This window comes from Streptomyces sp. WG7 (assembly GCF_049975785.1).
Taxonomy (GTDB): domain Bacteria; phylum Actinomycetota; class Actinomycetes; order Streptomycetales; family Streptomycetaceae; genus Streptomyces.
Genome location: NZ_JBNGGE010000017.1, coordinates 1 through 16,940, shown reverse-complemented (window position 1 = coordinate 16,940; position 16,940 = coordinate 1). Strand labels below are relative to the sequence as shown.

15 protein-coding genes are annotated in these 16,940 nt (G+C 70.5%); 6 read left to right on the top strand and 9 right to left on the bottom strand.

What is annotated here, in order from left to right; genetic code table 11:
- Positions 1-194 precede the first annotated feature (194 nt).
- Together ACP4J0_RS18865 and ACP4J0_RS18860 are read right to left on the bottom strand one after the other, a co-directional pair.
- Complete coding sequence (locus ACP4J0_RS18865; RefSeq protein WP_426599830.1) at positions 195-1,172, bottom strand: M28 family metallopeptidase; 978 nt, start codon at positions 1,170-1,172, stop codon at positions 195-197.
- Between the two features lie 159 nt (positions 1,173-1,331).
- Complete coding sequence (locus tag ACP4J0_RS18860; RefSeq protein WP_426599829.1) at positions 1,332-1,808, bottom strand: VOC family protein; 477 nt, start codon at positions 1,806-1,808, stop codon at positions 1,332-1,334.
- Between the two features lie 21 nt (positions 1,809-1,829).
- Between ACP4J0_RS18860 and ACP4J0_RS18855 the strand changes: the two genes are divergently transcribed.
- The gene (locus ACP4J0_RS18855; RefSeq protein WP_426599828.1) at positions 1,830-2,480 is read left to right on the top strand and encodes a CGNR zinc finger domain-containing protein; all 651 of its coding nucleotides are present in this window, start codon (positions 1,830-1,832) and stop codon (positions 2,478-2,480) included.
- Positions 2,481-2,602: 122 nt separating this feature from the next.
- Here the strand turns inward: ACP4J0_RS18855 and rarD are convergent, their stop codons facing one another.
- The 7 genes from rarD to ACP4J0_RS18820 all read right to left on the bottom strand — a co-directional run bounded on the left by rarD (position 2,603) and on the right by ACP4J0_RS18820 (position 12,338).
- Complete coding sequence (gene rarD, locus ACP4J0_RS18850) at positions 2,603-3,649, bottom strand: EamA family transporter RarD (protein ID WP_426599827.1); 1,047 nt, start codon at positions 3,647-3,649, stop codon at positions 2,603-2,605.
- A gap of 195 nt (positions 3,650-3,844) precedes the next feature.
- Positions 3,845-4,699 carry an SDR family oxidoreductase gene (locus tag ACP4J0_RS18845; RefSeq protein ID WP_426599826.1) on the bottom strand — a complete coding sequence of 285 codons (855 nt, stop codon included), beginning with the start codon at positions 4,697-4,699 and terminating at the stop codon, positions 3,845-3,847.
- A 227-nt stretch (positions 4,700-4,926) separates the two neighbouring features.
- Complete coding sequence (locus ACP4J0_RS18840; protein WP_426599825.1) at positions 4,927-6,006, bottom strand: 2-oxoacid:ferredoxin oxidoreductase subunit beta; 1,080 nt, start codon at positions 6,004-6,006, stop codon at positions 4,927-4,929.
- Complete coding sequence (locus ACP4J0_RS18835; RefSeq protein WP_426599824.1) at positions 5,999-7,927, bottom strand: 2-oxoacid:acceptor oxidoreductase subunit alpha; 1,929 nt, start codon at positions 7,925-7,927, stop codon at positions 5,999-6,001. The genes ACP4J0_RS18840 and ACP4J0_RS18835 overlap by 8 nt, the downstream gene beginning before the upstream one ends.
- 282 nt (positions 7,928-8,209) lie before the next feature.
- Positions 8,210-8,869 carry a response regulator transcription factor gene (locus ACP4J0_RS18830; protein ID WP_426599929.1) on the bottom strand — a complete coding sequence of 220 codons (660 nt, stop codon included), beginning with the start codon at positions 8,867-8,869 and terminating at the stop codon, positions 8,210-8,212.
- Positions 8,870-9,303: 434 nt separating this feature from the next.
- Positions 9,304-10,671 (bottom strand): sensor histidine kinase, encoded by a 1,368-nt coding sequence (locus tag ACP4J0_RS18825; RefSeq protein ID WP_426599823.1) that lies wholly within the window; start codon positions 10,669-10,671, stop codon positions 9,304-9,306.
- A 437-nt stretch (positions 10,672-11,108) separates the two neighbouring features.
- Positions 11,109-12,338, bottom strand: coding sequence for a sensor histidine kinase (locus tag ACP4J0_RS18820; RefSeq protein ID WP_426599822.1), 1,230 nt, complete (start codon positions 12,336-12,338; stop codon positions 11,109-11,111).
- 187 nt (positions 12,339-12,525) lie between these two features.
- Between ACP4J0_RS18820 and ACP4J0_RS18815 the strand changes: the two genes are divergently transcribed.
- The 5 genes from ACP4J0_RS18815 to ACP4J0_RS18795 all read left to right on the top strand — a co-directional run.
- Positions 12,526-12,981: an NADH-quinone oxidoreductase subunit A gene (locus ACP4J0_RS18815; protein ID WP_426599821.1), complete on the top strand. Its 456-nt coding sequence runs from the start codon at positions 12,526-12,528 to the stop codon at positions 12,979-12,981.
- The gene (locus tag ACP4J0_RS18810) at positions 12,972-13,643 is read left to right on the top strand and encodes an NADH-quinone oxidoreductase subunit B (protein WP_426599820.1); all 672 of its coding nucleotides are present in this window, start codon (positions 12,972-12,974) and stop codon (positions 13,641-13,643) included. The genes ACP4J0_RS18815 and ACP4J0_RS18810 overlap by 10 nt, the downstream gene beginning before the upstream one ends.
- Positions 13,640-15,247 (top strand): NADH-quinone oxidoreductase subunit C, encoded by a 1,608-nt coding sequence (locus tag ACP4J0_RS18805; RefSeq protein ID WP_426599819.1) that lies wholly within the window; start codon positions 13,640-13,642, stop codon positions 15,245-15,247. The genes ACP4J0_RS18810 and ACP4J0_RS18805 overlap by 4 nt, the downstream gene beginning before the upstream one ends.
- Entirely contained in the window at positions 15,244-16,212 is a 969-nt protein-coding gene (locus ACP4J0_RS18800; protein WP_426599818.1) for a complex I subunit 1/NuoH family protein, read from the top strand. Before ACP4J0_RS18805 ends, ACP4J0_RS18800 begins: the two co-directional genes overlap by 4 nt.
- A 2-nt stretch (positions 16,213-16,214) precedes the next feature.
- Positions 16,215-16,940 (top strand): 4Fe-4S binding protein (locus tag ACP4J0_RS18795; RefSeq protein WP_426599817.1); only part of this gene is annotated, 726 nt, incomplete at its 3' end.

Below are 16,940 nucleotides of genomic sequence, written 5' to 3'. Positions count from 1 at the left end.
CGACCGGCCGGACCGCCGGCTGCGCAGACCGACCGGCCGACCCGCCGGCTGCGCAGACCGGCCGGCCGGCCGACTGGCTTCTTCGACCGGCTGACCGGGCCGGTTGACTGGCTGCGTCGGCCGGCCGTCCGGCAGCCCGGGCCGGATGGCCCCGCCGCGGGACGTGCGTCCTGACGTATGCCCTGCTGTATGCCCTATTGCGACAGTTCCCACATCGCATGCGCGATGGCATCGCTGTTGCGGTTCAGTGCCGTGTCGTTGATGTTGGCGGTGGTGTCGCAGGACGAGTGGTAGCAGCGGTCGAACGGCTGGCCCGCGGTGCCGCCCCATTCGGCCGCCTGCGCCGACGTCTTGCGGTAGCCGGCGCCGCTGAAGAGGCCGCCGACGGGGACCCCCGCGCTCTTGAAGGGTGCGTGGTCGGAGCGACCGTCGCCCTCGGTCTCGATCTCCGTGGAGATGCCGAGGCCGGTGAAGTAGTCCTTGAAGGTCTTCTCGATCGTGGGATCGTCGTCGTAGACGAAGTAGCCGGGGTTGGGGGAGCCGATCATGTCGAAGTTCAGATAGCCGCTGATCTTCGCGCGGCCCGTGGAACCGAGGCTGTTGACGTAGTGGCGGGACCCGACCAGTCCCAGTTCCTCCGCACCCCACCAGGCGAAACGCAGGTGCTTGGTGGGCTGGTGACCGGACCGGGCCACGGCGAGCGCGGTCTCCAGGACGGCCGCCGAGCCGGAGCCGTTGTCGTTGATGCCCGGGCCGGAGGAGACACTGTCCAGATGTGACCCGGCCATGACAACCTGATCCGTGTCACCACCCGGCCAGTCGGCTATCAGGTTGTAGCCGGTACGGCCGGAGGCGGTGAACCGCTGGACGGTTGTGGTGAACCCTGCCGCGTCCAGCGCGGCCTTCACGTAGTCGAGCGAGGCCTGGTAGCCGGGGCGGCCGTGGGCGCGGTTGCCGCCGTTCGCCGCGGCGATCGACTGCAGCCGTGTCAGGTGGGCCCTGACATTGGCTATCGGTATGTCGGGGGCGGCAGCGGAGACGGTCGCCGGTTCGGAGGCGGACGCGGGGTGCTCGGCGGCGGGCGCCGCGTCGGCCACGGATCCGCCGGTCATCAGCGTGGCGACCGCGACGGCACCGGCCGTCAGGGCGCGCCCGGGCAGGGGGAGCTTCATGTGGGGGGCTCCGAATCCCTAGGGGGTCCCCGGGGAGGGGACTCCACAGTGAATGGGGTGCCTGGATGGTGTGGCCGGGGCGGACGCTTCGTCAAGGCCGTTATCCGGCCACGGAGTTGCGTATATCGGAACGCGCCGTCATGTGCCCTTGATCCACTCTCAGTGGACGCAGAACTCGTTCCCTTCCGGGTCCGCCATCACCACCCACTCCCCGCCCGGCTCCTTCACCTGTCGCAGGACGCTCGCGCCCAGCGCCTCGAGCCGGGCGACCTCCTCCTCGCGCGATCCCTCGCCCGAGTGCAGGTCGAGGTGGATCCGGTTCTTGCCGGTCTTGCTCTCCGGTACGCGCTGGAACAGCAGTCGCCGCCCGAGTCCGGTGCCGCTCTCCTCCTGGTAGGGGTCGTCCGGGTGTCGCACGGCGGCGAGGTCCCGCCAGGCGCGGCGCCCGTGGGACTCGACGGTCAGCTCGGCCGGTACGGCCCCGAAGCCCAGCAGTTTCTCGATGAGTGCGCTGTTGTCCTCCACCTCGTAGTGAAGGGCCGCGGCCCAGAAGTCCGCCTGTGCGTGCGGGGCGGTCGCGTCGACGACGATCTTGAAATGCAGTGGAGCGGGAAGTGTGCCCGGGGTCGATGTCATGTAACCAGTTATACTGGTTACATGAATGAGCGGTCAGCGGAATCGCCAAAATCGCCCGCCGGTACTCCTGGCAGTCCCGTTACTCCTGGTCTGACGCTGCTGTCGCACGAGGGCAAGCCGTACCGTTTTGACCCGGGTGCGCTCTGCCTCGAACTGCTGACGACGGGTGGGCCGGGCGCTTTCGCGCGCTGGGAGGTGCTGCACGAGCCCGCGGACCTGGCGGCCTGGGCCGACCGCAGCCGACTGCCGGACGGACTGGACCTGGCCGTGGACCGGACCGACGTGGAGCGGGCCCGGGCCCTGCGGGACGCCCTCTTCATGCTCACCGCGGACCGCGCACATGGACGTCCTCTCCGGCCCGGTCACCTTGACGCCGTCAACGCCGCCGCGGCCGGCCCTCCGCTCGTCACCCGTATGGAAGCGGACGGCACCCGTGGCTGGGCCCCGGGTGCCACGGGTGCCCGCCTGCTGTCGACGGTCGCGCGTGACGCGATCGAGCTGTTCACCGGCCCGTACGCCGACCGCATCCGTGAGTGCGGTGCTCACGACTGCTACCTGCTCTTCGTCGACACCTCACGTCCGGGCCGCCGCCGCTGGTGCGCGATGGAGCACTGCGGCAACAGGGAGAAGGCCCGGGCGCACCGCGCGCGGCGCGAGCCGGGGAAGGGCTGACGAAGCGGAGAGCCAAGACGAAGCGGAGAGCCAAGACGAAGCGGAGAGCATGACGGAGAGTAATACGGAGGGGCGAAGCGAGGAGCGAAGTGGGCGAGGAGCCGGGCGGGGAGGCCGGAGGGTTATGGCTTCCCCGCCGCGGTGTCCAGCTGTTCGGACCCCGAGGTGTCGGGCGCCGGTACGCCGGAGGCCACGACCCCCGGTGTCTGTACGGCGCCCCCCTTGACCGGAGGTACGCCGTCGCCCGTTCGGTCGAGCTGTGCCCTGAGCGTCCGGGCGGTCCGGTGGGCGGTGCGCAGGGCGTCCCAGGTGAGCAGGGTGAGCGCCAGCCACACCAGCCCGAAGCCGGCCCAGCGCTCGGGCGGCATGGCCTCGCCGAAGTACAGGACGCCGAGCAGGAACTGGAAGACCGGGGCCAGGTACTGCAACAGCCCCAGCGTGGACAGCGGCACACGGATCGCCGCAGCGCCGAAGCAGACCAGGGGGACGGCGGTGACCAGACCGGTCGCGGCGAGCAGCGCCGCGTGCCCCGCGCCCTCGGTGGTGAAGGTGGAGTCGCCCTGGGCGCCGAGCCACAGCAGGTAGCCGAGCGCGGGCAGGAACTGGATGGCCGTCTCGGCGGCCAGCGACTCGACGCCGCCGAGGTTGACCTTCTTCTTCACCAGGCCGTACGTGGCGAAGGAGAGGGCCAGGCAGAGGGAGATCCACGGGGGTTGGCCGTAGCCGACGGCGAGGACGATCACGGCCGCGAAGCCGGTCCCGACAGCCGCCCACTGCGCGGGCCGCAGCCGCTCCTTCAGCAGCAGCACGCCCATCGCGATGGTGACCAGCGGGTTGATGAAGTACCCGAGCGAGGCCTCGACGACATGGCCGCTGTTCACAGCCCAGATGTAGACGCCCCAGTTGACGGTGATGACGGCGGCGGCCACGGTGACCAGGCCGAGCCTGCGTGGCTGCCGCAGCAGCTCGCCGGCCCAGGCCCAGCGCCGTACGACGAGCAGGGCGACGGCGACGAAGGCCAGGGACCACGCCATCCGGTGGGCGAGGATCTCCCCGGCTCCGGCAGGCTTGAGCAGCGGCCAGAACAGTGGAACGAGCCCCCACATCCCGTATGCCGCGAAGCCGTTCACCAGGCCTATTCGCTGCTCACTCCTCGAAGACCCGGCCACGGGCACCTCCTTCTCGCGTACGGCATGCCGGGACAGACGCATGCAAGGACGAAGGTAGCGCCGCACCCGCCCGCCTGTCATGCCCGTATCGGCATACGGTCATGACAGGTGGGCGGGTGCGTGGGTATGGGTGCGGGTGTTGCGGAGGTCCAGGGTGGGGACCGCGGCAGAGCCCTGCGTGATTGCGCGTGGAGGTCAGCTCTTCAGCGCGGCGGCGAGGGCCTCGACGAGCGGCGTGGTCGGACGCCCGGCCAGCCGGGACAGGTCGCCGGTGGAGACGACCAGCTCGCCCTTCTCGATGGCGGCGTCCACGCCTGCGAGGACGGAGGCCAGCGGCCCCGGCAGCCCGGCGCCGGTGAGGATGCCGGTGTACGCCTCGGTGGAGACGGGGCTGTAGACGATCTTCTTGCCGGTCTGCCGGCTCAGCTCGGCCGCGTACTCGGCGAAGCTCCAGGCCTCGTCGCCGCCCAGCTCGTACGTCCTGTTCTCATGGCCGTCGCCGGTCAGTACGGCGACGGCGGCGGCCGCGTAGTCGGCGCGGGAGGCGGAGGAGAGCCGGCCCTCACCGGCTGCCTGCACGACGGCGCCGTGCTCCAAAACGGGGGCGAGCTGCTCGGTGTAGTTCTCGTGGTACCAGCCGTTGCGCAGCAGCACGTACGGCACGCCCGAGTCGACCAGCGCCTTCTCCGTCGCGCGATGGTCGTCGGCGAGCGCGGCGGTGAGGCTGCCGGGGGCGCTGGTGTAGGCGAGCAGGGCGACACCGGCCTTCCTGGCCGCGTCGATCACGACCGTGTGCTGCTGGACGCGGCCCTTGTCGAACTCGTTGCCGGAGATCAGCAGCACCCTGTCGCCGGCGGTGAACAGGTTGTCGAAGGTCTCGGGGGCGTTGTAGTCGGCGACCGCGAGCCGTACGCCACGGTCGGCGAGCCCGGCGGCCTTCTCGCGGTCCCGGACGACCGCGGTGATCTGGCCGGCCGGCACCTTCTCCAGCAGTTGCCGTACGACGTGGCGTCCGAGGTGTCCGGTGGCTCCGGTGACGACGATGCTCATGGCTTCCGTACTCCTTGAGTGTGGGGGGCGATGTCACCCACCATAAAGGTTGCGCTTACCCCTGGAAAGTGCCCACTTTGAAGTAAGTTACTTACGTAAGGGTAAGTCGGCGGAGGGGTGGAGCCGCGCAGTGGAGCCCTGATGGCATGCATGGCATGGCATGGCACGGGAAGAGGCCCGGACGGAATCGTCCGGGCCTCTTCCCGGGGTGCGAACCGCCGCCGGTCTCAGCCGACGACTGTCCAGGTGTCGCCGCCGGCCAGCAGAGCGGCGAGGTCGCCCTTGCCGTCTCGCTCGATGGCCTGGTCGAGCTGGTCGGACATCTGGGTGTCGTAGACGGGCCGGTCGACGGAGCGCAGCACGCCGATGGGGGTGTGGTGCAGGGTGTCGGGGTCCGCGAGGCGGGAGAGGGCGAAGGCGGTGGTGGGGGAGGCGGCGTGGGCGTCGTGGACCAGGATGTCGGCTTCGTTGTCGGCGGTGACGGTGACGACCTTCAGGTCGCCGGTGGCCGGGTCGCGGACGACGCCCTTCCCCGCGCCGGTGCCGAAGCGGATGGGCTGCCCGTGTTCCAGGCGGATCACGGCTTCCTCGGCCTGCTGCTTGTCCTTGAGGGCTTCGAAGGCGCCGTCGTTGAAGATGTTGCAGTTCTGGTAGATCTCGATCAGGGCGGTGCCCGGGTGCTCGGCGGCCTGGCGCAGGACCTCGGTGAGGTGTTTGCGGTCGGAGTCGACGGTGCGGGCGACGAAGGAGGCTTCCGCACCGATGGCCAGGGAGACCGGGTTGAAGGGCGCGTCCAGGGAGCCCATCGGGGTCGACTTGGTGATCTTGCCGACTTCGGAGGTGGGGGAGTACTGGCCCTTGGTCAGGCCGTAGATCCGGTTGTTGAAGAGGAGGATCTTGAGGTTGACGTTGCGGCGCAGGGCGTGGATCAGGTGGTTGCCACCGATGGAGAGGGCGTCGCCGTCGCCGGTGACGACCCAGACGGACAGGTCGCGGCGGGAGGTGGCCAGGCCGGTGGCGATGGCGGGGGCGCGGCCGTGGATGGAGTGCATCCCGTAGGTGTTCATGTAGTACGGGAACCGGGAGGAGCAGCCGATGCCGGAGACGAAGACGATGTTCTCCTTCGCCAGGCCGAGCTGGGGCATGAAGCCCTGCACGGCGGCGAGGATGGCGTAGTCGCCGCAGCCCGGGCACCAGCGGACTTCCTGATCGGACTTGAAGTCCTTCATGGACTGCTTGCCCTCTGCCCTGGGGACGAGGGAAAGCGCCTCGATCGTGCCTGTTCCCTCCGTGGACGTCTCAGCCATCGATGGCCTCCTTCAGGACCGTGGCGAGCTGCTCCGCCTTGAACGGCATGCCGTTGACCTGGGTGTACGACTGGGCGTCGACCAGATACCTGGCCCGGACGAGGGTGGCGAGCTGGCCGAGGTTCATCTCGGGGATCACGACCTTGTCGTACCTTTCCAACACCGCGCCGAGGTCGTGCGGGAAGGGGTTGAGATGACGCAGGTGCGCCTGCGCGATCGCCTCCCCCGCGCTGCGCAGCCGGCGCACGGCGGCGGTGATGGGCCCGTACGTCGAACCCCAGCCCAGGACCAGGGTCCGCGCCTCGTCCGGATCATCGACCTCCAGGCCGGGGACGTCGATGCCGTCGATCTTGGCCTGGCGGGTGCGGACCATGAAGTCGTGGTTGGCCGGGTCGTACGAGATGTTCCCGGTGCCGTCCTGCTTCTCGATGCCGCCGATCCGGTGCTCCAGCCCGGGGGTGCCCGGCACGGCCCAGGGACGGGCGAGGGTGTGCGGGTCGCGTTTGTACGGCCAGAACACCTCGGTGCCGTCGTCCAGCGTGTGGTTCGGGCCCTGGGTGAACTGCACCGCGAGGTCCGGCAGCTCGTCCGGCTCCGGGATCCGCCACGGCTCGCTGCCGTTGGCGAGGTAGCCGTCCGAGAGGAGGAAGACCGGGGTGCGGTAGGTCAGCGCGATCCGCGCGGCCTCCAGCGCGGCGTCGAAGCAGTCGGCCGGGGTGCGCGGGGCGACGACGGGGACCGGCGCCTCTCCGTTGCGCCCGTACATCGCCTGCAAGAGGTCGGCCTGCTCGGTCTTGGTGGGCAGACCGGTCGAGGGGCCGCCGCGCTGGATGTCCACGACCAGCAGCGGCAGCTCGAGCGAGACCGCGAGCCCGATCGTCTCGGACTTCAGTGCCACACCGGGGCCGCTGGTGGTGGTGACGGCGAGTGATCCGCCGAAGGCGGCACCCAGCGCGGCGCCGATGCCGGCGATCTCGTCCTCGGCCTGGAAGGTCCGCACGCCGAAGTTCTTGTGCCGGCTCAGCTCGTGCAGGATGTCCGACGCGGGGGTGATGGGGTAGGAGCCGAGGAAGAGGGGCAGGTCGGCCTGGTGGGAGGCGGCGATCAGGCCGTAGGCCAGGGCCAGGTTCCCGGAGATGTTGCGGTACACGCCCGGCGGGAAAGCCGTGGACGCCGGAGCCACCTCGTAGGAGACCGCGAAGTCCTCCGTGGTCTCACCGAAGTTCCAGCCCGCCCGGTACGCGGCGATGTTCGCCGCGGCGATGTCGGGCTTCTTCGCGAACTTGGCCTTCAGGAACTTCTCCGTGCCCTCGGTGGGCCGGTGGTACATCCAGCTCAGCAGCCCGAGCGCGAACATGTTCTTGCTGCGCTCGGCCTCCTTGCGGGTGAGGTCGAACTCCTTGAGTGCCTCGACGGTCAGAGTGGTCAGCGGCACCGGGTGCAGGTGGTAGCCGTCGAGGGAACCGTCCTCCAGCGGCGACGAGTCGTAACCGACCTTCTGCATCGCCCGCTTGGTGAACTCGTCCGTGTTGACGATGATCTCCGCACCTCGCGGCAGGTCATCGATGTTCGCCTTCAGCGCGGCCGGGTTCATGGCGACCAGCACGTTGGGCGCGTCACCCGGGGTGAGGATGTCGTGGTCGGCGAAGTGCAACTGGAACGACGAGACACCCGGCAGGGTGCCGGCGGGTGCCCGGATCTCGGCGGGGAAGTTCGGCAGCGTCGACAGGTCGTTGCCGAACGACGCGGTCTCCGAGGTGAAACGGTCGCCGGTGAGCTGCATCCCGTCGCCCGAGTCCCCCGCGAACCGGATGATCACCCGGTCCAGCCGGCGGACGGCCTTCGCCCCGACCGGTTTGCGCTGCTCTCCCACGACGGTTCCGTCGGCCTGCTCCGCTGGGCTGCTGACCTGGCTGGTCACTGAACTGGACCTCCCTCGAGGCGGCTGTCAGGGGACTGGTCTCCCACCGACCGTCCCAGCATCAACCCTACGTCCGCAGGGGTTGACTTCCGGTGGACATTCGCATGATGGACACGACTTCCCGATGGCCCGCCGCCCTGGTATTCCATGGTTTTCCAGCCCTCCGACCCTCGTGACTTCCGTGCAGGACGCACCCTGTTCGTACTTCGGCTTCTCGTGCGCTCGGACAGGCAGCCGGTCCGCCGGGACCGACGGCTGGTTCCGAGGTGTGGGCTGCTGATGTCAGGAATTGAGATACGTGAGTACGGCCAGTACCCGACGGTGATCACCGTCGCTCGGGGACAGACCCAGCTTCATGAAGATGTTGCTGACGTGCTTCTCTACGGCCCCGTCGCTCACGACGAGCTGCCGGGCGATCGCCGAGTTGGTCCGGCCCTCGGCCATGAGGCCCAGAACCTCCCGCTCCCGCGGGGTCAGCCCCGCGAGGACGTCCTGCTTGCGGCTGCGCCCGAGCAACTGAGCGACTACCTCCGGATCCAGGGCCGTACCGCCCTGCGCCACGCGCACCACCGCGTCCACGAACTCCCGCACCTCGGCCACCCGGTCCTTGAGCAGGTAACCGACGCCGCGACTCGAACCGGCCAGCAGTTCCGTCGCGTAGCGTTCCTCCACGTACTGCGACAGCACCAGTACGCCGAGACCGGGGTGTGCCTTGCGCAGCTGCACCGAGGCGCGCACACCCTCGTCGGTGTGTGTCGGCGGCATCCGTACGTCCGCCACCACGACGTCCGGCAGCTCGCCCTGCGCGTCCAGCTCGGTGATGGTCTTGATCAGTGCCTCACCGTCACCGACACCGGCGACGACGTCGTGCCCGCGGTCGGTCAGCAACCGGGTCAGCCCCTCTCTGAGCAGCACTGAATCCTCGGCGATGACCACCCGCACCCTGTCCTCCACGATCTTCGGCCCCCCACAGCCTGTCGTCGCGTGGCCCGCGCGGCCCGTGCCGCGTCCACGAACCGTCCGTGCGACAGGTCCAGCATTCCACCATCGGGGGCCGGATGGGTTCGGGCAACGGGAAGAGCGATGGGTCAGTCCGGGTCCGGCTGCTCGGTGGCCGGTTTCCGATCACGCCGTCGGGGTCCCGTGGGGAGGGGAGGGAGGGGGAGAAAGGGGTCCGGCGTTATTGGCCGACGGCGCGACACGACCTACGGCACGGCACGACCTACGGCGCGACACGACCTACGACGTGCCACGACGCCACGACGCCACGGCGCGACGTGGCGAGCGTGGCGTGGCGGTCGTGACGTGACGTGGCGTGGCGTGGTGTGGAGCATGCGGTGCGGCGCGGGGGTGTCAGTGGTGCGCCACGTGGCTGCTCACCCGGCCACCGGCTCGTTCCGCCACGGCAGCTCCGCCGTCACCCGCGTCGGCCCGCCGGCCGGTGAGTCCACCACGAGGATGCCGTCCACCGCGTCGAGCCGCTCCGCCAGTCCCGCCAGCCCCGACCCGGCCCCCACGGCCGCCCCGCCCACGCCGTTGTCCACGACCTGGAGCATCAGCCGGTTCTCCACCCGCCAGACCTCCACGGCGGCCGACGTGGCCCGCGCATGCTTGCTGATGTTCTGCAGCAGCTCCGAGACGGTGAAGTACGCGATGCCCTCGATCGCCGACGCCGGCCGCTCCACCAGGTCGACCTCAACCCGCACCGGTACGGCGCAGCGCGAGGCGACCGAGGAGAGCGCCGCGTCCAGGCCGCGGTCGGTCAGGACGGCGGGGTGGATGCCCCGGGCCAGGTCCCGCAGTTCCTGCAGGGCCAGCTTCACCTCGCCGTGCGCCTCGTCGACCATGGCCGCCGCCGCGTCGGGGTCCTCCAGGAGCTTCTCCTTGGCCAGGCCCAGTCCCATGGCCAGGTTGACGAGGCGGGCCTGTGCTCCGTCGTGCAGGTCGCGTTCGATGCGGCGCAGGTCGGCCGCCGCCGTGTCCACCACGACCCCCCGGCCCGACTCCAGCTCCACCACCCGCGTCGCCAGCCGCGACGGCCCGAGCAGCCCGTGCACCATCAACCGGTCCACCGTCGTCAGGGCCCGGACGATCCACGGCGTCGCCAGCGTGAACAGAAGGCCGACCATCGCGGTCACGGTGATCTCGAAGGGATTGTCCAAGTAGACCCGGTGCGTCTGGTCGCCGTAGAGCTGGAGACCGTCCTGGCCGACGTACATCGGGAACACCCAGAACCACAGCGGGTATGTCAGCATCGCCCAGCCGAAAGCCCAGACGTTGACGGCGACGACGAACGAGAACACCGACCACGGGAACTGCAGTATCGCGTACAGCACGCTCCGCCAGGAGGTGCCGCTCTTGAGTACGGCTCCCATCCAGCCCATCGCGCCCTGCTTCTTCATTCGCAGCGGCTCCGGGTCGGACACCTCGAGACCCAGCAGGGCGCGGGCCCGCGCCCGTTCCATCGCGCCGAGGGCACGGCATCCGGCAAGGGCCGCCGCCAGTACCGGGACGCCCAGGAACGTCACCAGCAGGCCCGCTCCCAGCGACATCATCGTGACGGCGTACGTGAAGAGCAGGATGCCGATCGGCAGGCTCAGCAGCACGTAGCCGAATTCCCGCCAACTGCGTGCCTCGAACGGTGCCCGCAGCCCTGCCGGCAGCCGGTGACGCCTCGCACCGGTGCCTCCAGGGAAGTCGAGCCCGCTCCCGAACCCGTAACTCTGTCCGTGTTCCGTGGCCATCGGTGCCGTCCTTCTCCTCGTCCTACGGCTGTGCTGTCGTAACTCCACCCTCCTCGACCGCACACTCACGGGCCATGGAGCTCGTCGGCGTCTCAAGAGGGGGGTTTTCCCCACCCCCGAGGGGCGGCGAAAGAGGGGGATGTGCACGGAGGTGGGAATGCCGATGGGGTTGGGTGCGGACGCGGACGCGGACGCGGGTGGGGCTGGGGGATCGGGTTGGAGGATGGGATGGAGCGGGGTGTGCCGGCGTGCACGTGGTGCCCCTGCCGTCTTGCCATGGCCGGTGGTGTCCGAGCTGCCCCCGTCGGTCTCGGTGGCGTCCGGGCTGCCCCGTCGGTCTCGGTGGTGTCCGGGGTGCCCGTCGGTCTCGGCGGTGACCGAGCTGCCCCCTCGCCGGTCGTCGGGGCGGGCGGTCCACTCGGCTGTCTAGGGGTCCGTTACCTCGTAGCGGAGGCGCGGGAGGTGTCCCGGGCCTCCTCGCGGTCGCGCCACGGCAGCTCGGCCGTGACTGCTGTCGGGCCGCCCTCGGGTGAGTCGACGACGAAGAGGCCGTCCACGGCTGTCAGCCGTTCGGCGAGGCCCTTCATCCCCGTACCGCCGTCGAGGCGTGCGCCTCCGCGGCCGTCGTCCCCCACCTGTATGAGCAGTCGGTCGGACGACCGCCACACCTCCACGGACGCGGACTTCGCCCCACTGTGCTTGCTGATGTTCTGCAGCAGTTCCGAGACGGTGAAGTAGGCGATGCCCTCGATGGCCGCCGCGGGGCGCTCCGCCAGGTCGACGGTCACCTTGACCGGCACGGTGCAGCGGGAGGCGACCGAGGAGAGCGCCGCGTCCAGGCCGCGGTCGGTCAGGACGGCGGGGTGGATGCCCCGGGCCAGGTCCCGCAGTTCCTGCAGGGCCAGCTTCACCTCGCCGTGCGCCTCGTCGACCATGGCCGCCGCCGCGTCGGGGTCCTCCAGGAGCTTCTCCTTGGCCAGGCCCAGTCCCATGGCCAGGTTGACGAGGCGGGCCTGTGCTCCGTCGTGCAGGTCGCGTTCGATGCGGCGCAGGTCGGCCGCCGCCGTGTCCACCACGACCCCCCGGTCCGACTCCAGCTCGGCGATCCGCCGTTCCAGCTCGTCGGACGGGGACAACAGTCCGCGCACCATCGCCCGGTCGGCGTTGGCCAGGCCCCGAGCGATGAACGGCAGTACCGGCCACAGCACGAACAGCGACGTCAACGTGATGACGAAGGTGAGGATGCCCCAGGGGAGCCGTATGAAGTCGTACAGGACGGTGCGCCAGCCCACCGGGTCCTTCAACGACATCCACAACTGTGCGAAGAGCCCGTCCCCCTTCCGCCACGGCAACCGGCTCGGTTCGTCCACCCGCACCCCGAGCAGTGCCCGCGCCCGCGCCCGCTCCAGCTTGCCCAACTGCCGTGCGCCCAGCAGCCCGGCCGCCAGCAGCGGGAACCCGATCACCGTGACCGTCAACCCGACGCCGACGGCCAGCATCGTCACGACGTAAGTGAATCCGAGCAGCGACGCCGGGAGATTCGCCAGCAGGTGGGAGATCTCCTTCCAGGTGTGCCAGTCGTAGGCGAAACGCGCCGGCGGCGGGCGGTCACCGGGCGCTGCGCCGGTGTTACCGGCAGGGATCGGTGTCGAGAGACGTTCGGTCATACGAGTCAGCGTGCCGTGCGGAGCGGCGCCGCGCCATGAGGTGGACCGCCGGAACGCACTGAGGAAAACCCCACCCCTCACGTCCAAAGGTGCGACGGGCTGCTTACCGTCTCTTTATCAGGCCCTAGACTCCCGTGCGTACAGATCGTCGAACAGCAGCGTTCGGGACAGGGAGCGAGGGACGCAGGTGCCGGAACCGACCGTCGGCGATGTGAGCGCCGTCCATGTGACCGTCGCTGACACCACCGTCGATGACGCGACCGTCGAGCTGGCCGCCGACTATTTCCAGTCCTACTCGGTCGTCGGACTGCTCGCCCTCGTGGGCGTGCTCTTCGTCGCCGTCGCCTTCGGAGCCGGGCGCCTGCTGCGGCCGGTGGTCCCGACGCCCGAGAAGCTGCTGACGTACGAGTGCGGTGTCGACCCCGTCGGCGAGGGCTGGGCCCACACTCAGGTCCGCTACTACGTCTACGCTTTTCTGTACGTCATCTTCGCGGTCGACTCGATCTTCCTGTTCCCCTGGGCGACGGTCTTCGCCGACCCCGGTTACGGCGCGACGACCCTCGTGGAGATGTTCATCTTCCTCGGCTTCCTCGCCGTAGGGCTGTTGTACGCATACAAGAAGGGCGTCCTGTCATGGACGTGAACCCCTCCGAACCCGTGCTCCTCCCCGAGCCCAAGAGGCTGGGCGCGCTCGCACGCCTCGCCCCCGAGCCCATGAAGGTGGTCCTGAACTGGGGCCGCCGGTACTCCCTCTGGGTCTTCAACTTCGGCCTCGCCTGCTGCGCGATCGAGTTCATCGCCGCGTCGATGGCCCGCCACGACTTCATCCGGCTCGGCGTCATCCCGTTCGCGCCGGGCCCCCGCCAGGCCGACCTGATGGTGGTCTCGGGCACGGTGACCGACAAGATGGCGCCGGCCGTCAAGCGCCTGTACGAACAGATGCCGGAGCCGAAGTACGTCATCTCCTTCGGCGCCTGCTCCAACTGCGGCGGCCCCTACTGGGACTCCTACTCCGTGACGAAGGGCGTCGACCAGATCATCCCGGTCGACGTCTACGTTCCCGGCTGCCCGCCGCGCCCCGAGGCGTTGCTCCAGGGGATCCTGAAGCTCCAGGAGAAGATCGCCCGGGAGTCGCTGGGGGAGCGGTACGGCAGCCCGCCGCGGCCGTCGGCGGCCGCACTGCGGAGCGGCCTCGTGCGACCGCCGGCTCCTGACACCGCCCCCGAAACCGCCCCCGCTCCCGAAACCGCCCCCGCCCCGGACTCCGCCGGGGAGCGGGCCTCGGACCCGGGGGAGGCGCGATGACCGCGGTCGGCTGGCTGCCCGCCGACGCCGAGGAACTCTTCGGCACGGAGGCCACGGCCGAGGAAATGTACGACGTCCTCACCGTGGACGTGCCGCCGGCGTCCTGGATCTCCGCCCTGGAGACCGCCCGCGACCGGCTGGGCTGCACGTACTTCGACTGGCTGAGCGCGGTCGACGAACCGGGCACGGGTTTTCGCGTCGCGGCGCATGTCGTGGCTCTCGCACCGGTGCGCCGACTGCTGGTGCGCACGACGGTTCCGCACGAGTCCCCAGTGCTGCCCACCGCCGTCGCGGTGTACGCGGGTGCGGCCTGGCACGAGCGCGAGACCCACGAGATGTTCGGCGTCGTCTTCGAGGACCACCCCGCGCTGGACCACCTGCTCCTGCCGGAGGGTTTCGAGGGCCACCCCCTGCGGAAGGACTTCGTCCTCGCCGCCCGCGTGGCCAAGGCCTGGCCCGGGGCCAAGGAGCCGGGCGAGTCCGACCACGGCGGTCCCCGGCGCCGTCAGATGCTGCCGCCAGGCGTCCCCGATCCCAACGAGTGGGGCCCGCTGAAAGGCCAGCTGCCCCCCGCTCCGGGCCGCCCGGCACGCGGGGCGGGGCGTGCGGCGGGGGAGCGCCCGGCCCGCGCGGCAGGTGACCGCCCGCCCCGTCGCACCCGTACGGCCACCGAAGGCTCCGCCAGTCAGACGGCATCCGGTGCCGACACTCCTGCTTCTCCTCGCCGTTCCCGCACGGCCGCGGAGGGCTCCGTCAGTCAGACGCCCCCCGCTGCCGAGCACTCGGCTGCCCCGCCGGTCAGGCGTGCGCGGAGCGCGAGCGAGGGCTCCGCATCCCAGCGGGCGGGCGCTCCGACGGACGAGCCCGCCGCGGAGACTGCGGCTGGGCAGGGCTCGGCCGGGCGGGGCTCGGCTGGGCTGGACGGCGGCGGGTCGGCGGCGGCCCCGCGGACTGGACGTGCCCGCAGCGCCGGTGAAGACGCGGCGTCGCAGCGGGCCGGATCGGGCGGCACCGCGGCTTCCCGGCGTACCCGGAGCGCGTCGGAGGGCTCAGCGAGCCAGCGCGCCGCCTCGGGCGCCGGGGCGGCGGACGAGACGGTCGTCGGCCCCATCCCCGTCGGGGACGACGCTGCCACGACCCCGACCACCGACGAACCGGCCCCGAAGGCGACCCCCTCCGCGCCCCGCAGCCCGGACGCCCCATGGCACCACGCCCGCCCCGCCTTCGACGAGGCAGGGCGGGGGCAGGAACCGGAACCAGGACGAGGCCAGGAACCGGGACCCGAGCAGGGCCAGGAACCGGAAGCCGGGCAAGGCGCCGAGGCACCCCCAAGCCTCAAGCCGGCTCCGAGGCCGGAGGCGGCTCCAAGCCCCGAGGCGCGCGAAGCCACCGAAACCCGTCCCGAGCCCGGCACCTCCGACACCCCCGATGCTTCGGGCGAGCCTGCCTCTCCGGATGAGCCTGCGGCTTCGGCTGAGCCTGTGCCGTCGGGCGAGCCCGGCCCCAACGGCGAGCCCCAGGCACCCGACGACACCGATACCCCGTCCGCCTCCGACACGCCCCAGAACCAGAACCGCCCGAACTCCTCAGGAGGTCAGCAGTGAACGACGCGCTCGACGTCACCCTGCGCCTCCTGATCGTTTTCGTCGTCTTCCTCACCTTCCCCCTGATCGTGGGCCAGACCGAGCACAAGGTGATGGCCCACATGCAGGGCCGCCTGGGCCCGATGCACGCCGGTGGCTTCCACGGCTGGGCCCAGCTCGTCGCGGACGGGGTGAAGTTCGCGCAGAAGGAGGACGTGGTCCCCGCCGACGCGGACCGCCGTATCTTCCAGCTGGCCCCCGCCGTGGCCCTCCTGCCGTACCTGCTGGTTCTCCTGGCCATCCCCATCGGCCCCGGAGAGGGCGCGGTCGGTCAGGTAGTCGACGCGGGCATCTTCTTCGTTCTCGCCGTCATGGGCGTGGGCGTTCTCGGCTCGCTCATGGCCGGCTGGTCCTCCGCCAACAAGTTTTCCCTCCTTGGCGGCCTGCGCACCGCCGCCCAGCTCCTCGCGTACGAACTCCCGATGCTGCTCACCGCCGCCTCCGTGGCGATGGCGGCCGGCACGGTCTCGCTCGTCGGCATCCTCGACGCCTTCGAGTGGTGGTGGCTGCCCTGGCAGATCGTGGGCGCGATCGTCTTCTTCGTCGCCGGGCTGGCCGAACTGCAACGGCCCCCGTTCGACATGCCCGTCGCCGACTCCGAGATCATCTTCGGTGCCTACACCGAGTACACCGGTCTGCGCTTCGCCCTGTTCCTCCTCGCCGAGTACGCCGGGATCGTCGTCCTGTGCGGCCTGACCACCGTCCTCTTCCTGGGCGGCTGGCACGGCCCCTGGGGAGCCGACGGCCTCGGCTGGGTGTGGACCCTGCTGAAGACGGCCGTCCTGGCCTTCGTCGTGATCTGGCTGCGAGTGACCTACCCGCGCCTGCGCGAGGACCAGCTCCAGAAGCTGTCCTGGACCCTCCTCGTCCCCCTCTCCCTCGCCCAGATCGCCCTCACCGGCATCGTCAAGGTGGTGATCCAGTAACCATGCCCCCCATCCCCGGCTCGGGTCTGGCCAAGGGCCTGGCCGTCACCCTCCGCACGATGACCAAGAAGACCGTCACCGAGCAGTACCCGGACACCCAGCCCGAGCTCCCGCCCCGTAGCCGCGGTGTGATCGGCCTGTTCGAGGAGAACTGCACGGTCTGCATGCTGTGCGCCCGCGAGTGCCCGGACTGGTGCATCTACATCGACTCCCACAAGGAGACGGTCCCGGCGGCGACCCCCGGCGGACGCGACCGCAGCCGCAACGTCCTCGACCGCTTCGCCATCGACTTCTCTCTGTGCATGTACTGCGGCATCTGCATCGAGGTCTGTCCGTTCGACGCCCTGTTCTGGTCCCCGGAGTTCGAGTACTCCGAGACCGACATCCGAGACCTCACCCACGAGCGCGACAAGCTCCGCGAGTGGATGTGGACGGTCCCGGCCCCGCCCGCCCTCGACCCCGGCGCGGAGGAACCCAAGGAACTCGCCGCCGCCCGCAAGGCCGCTGACAAACTGGCCGCCCAGCAGGAAGCGGCCGGGACGGCCGAACCGCACGCCGCCGAGCAGGCCCGCGCCGCCGAGCAGCCCACCCGCGCGATGGGCGACTCCAAGCAGCAGACGGACCAGCCGAGGCCGACGCCGGACCAGCCGGGGCCGACGCCGGACCAGCCGGGGCCGACGCCGGACCAGCCGGGGCCGACGCCGGACCAGCCGGGGCCGACGCCGGAC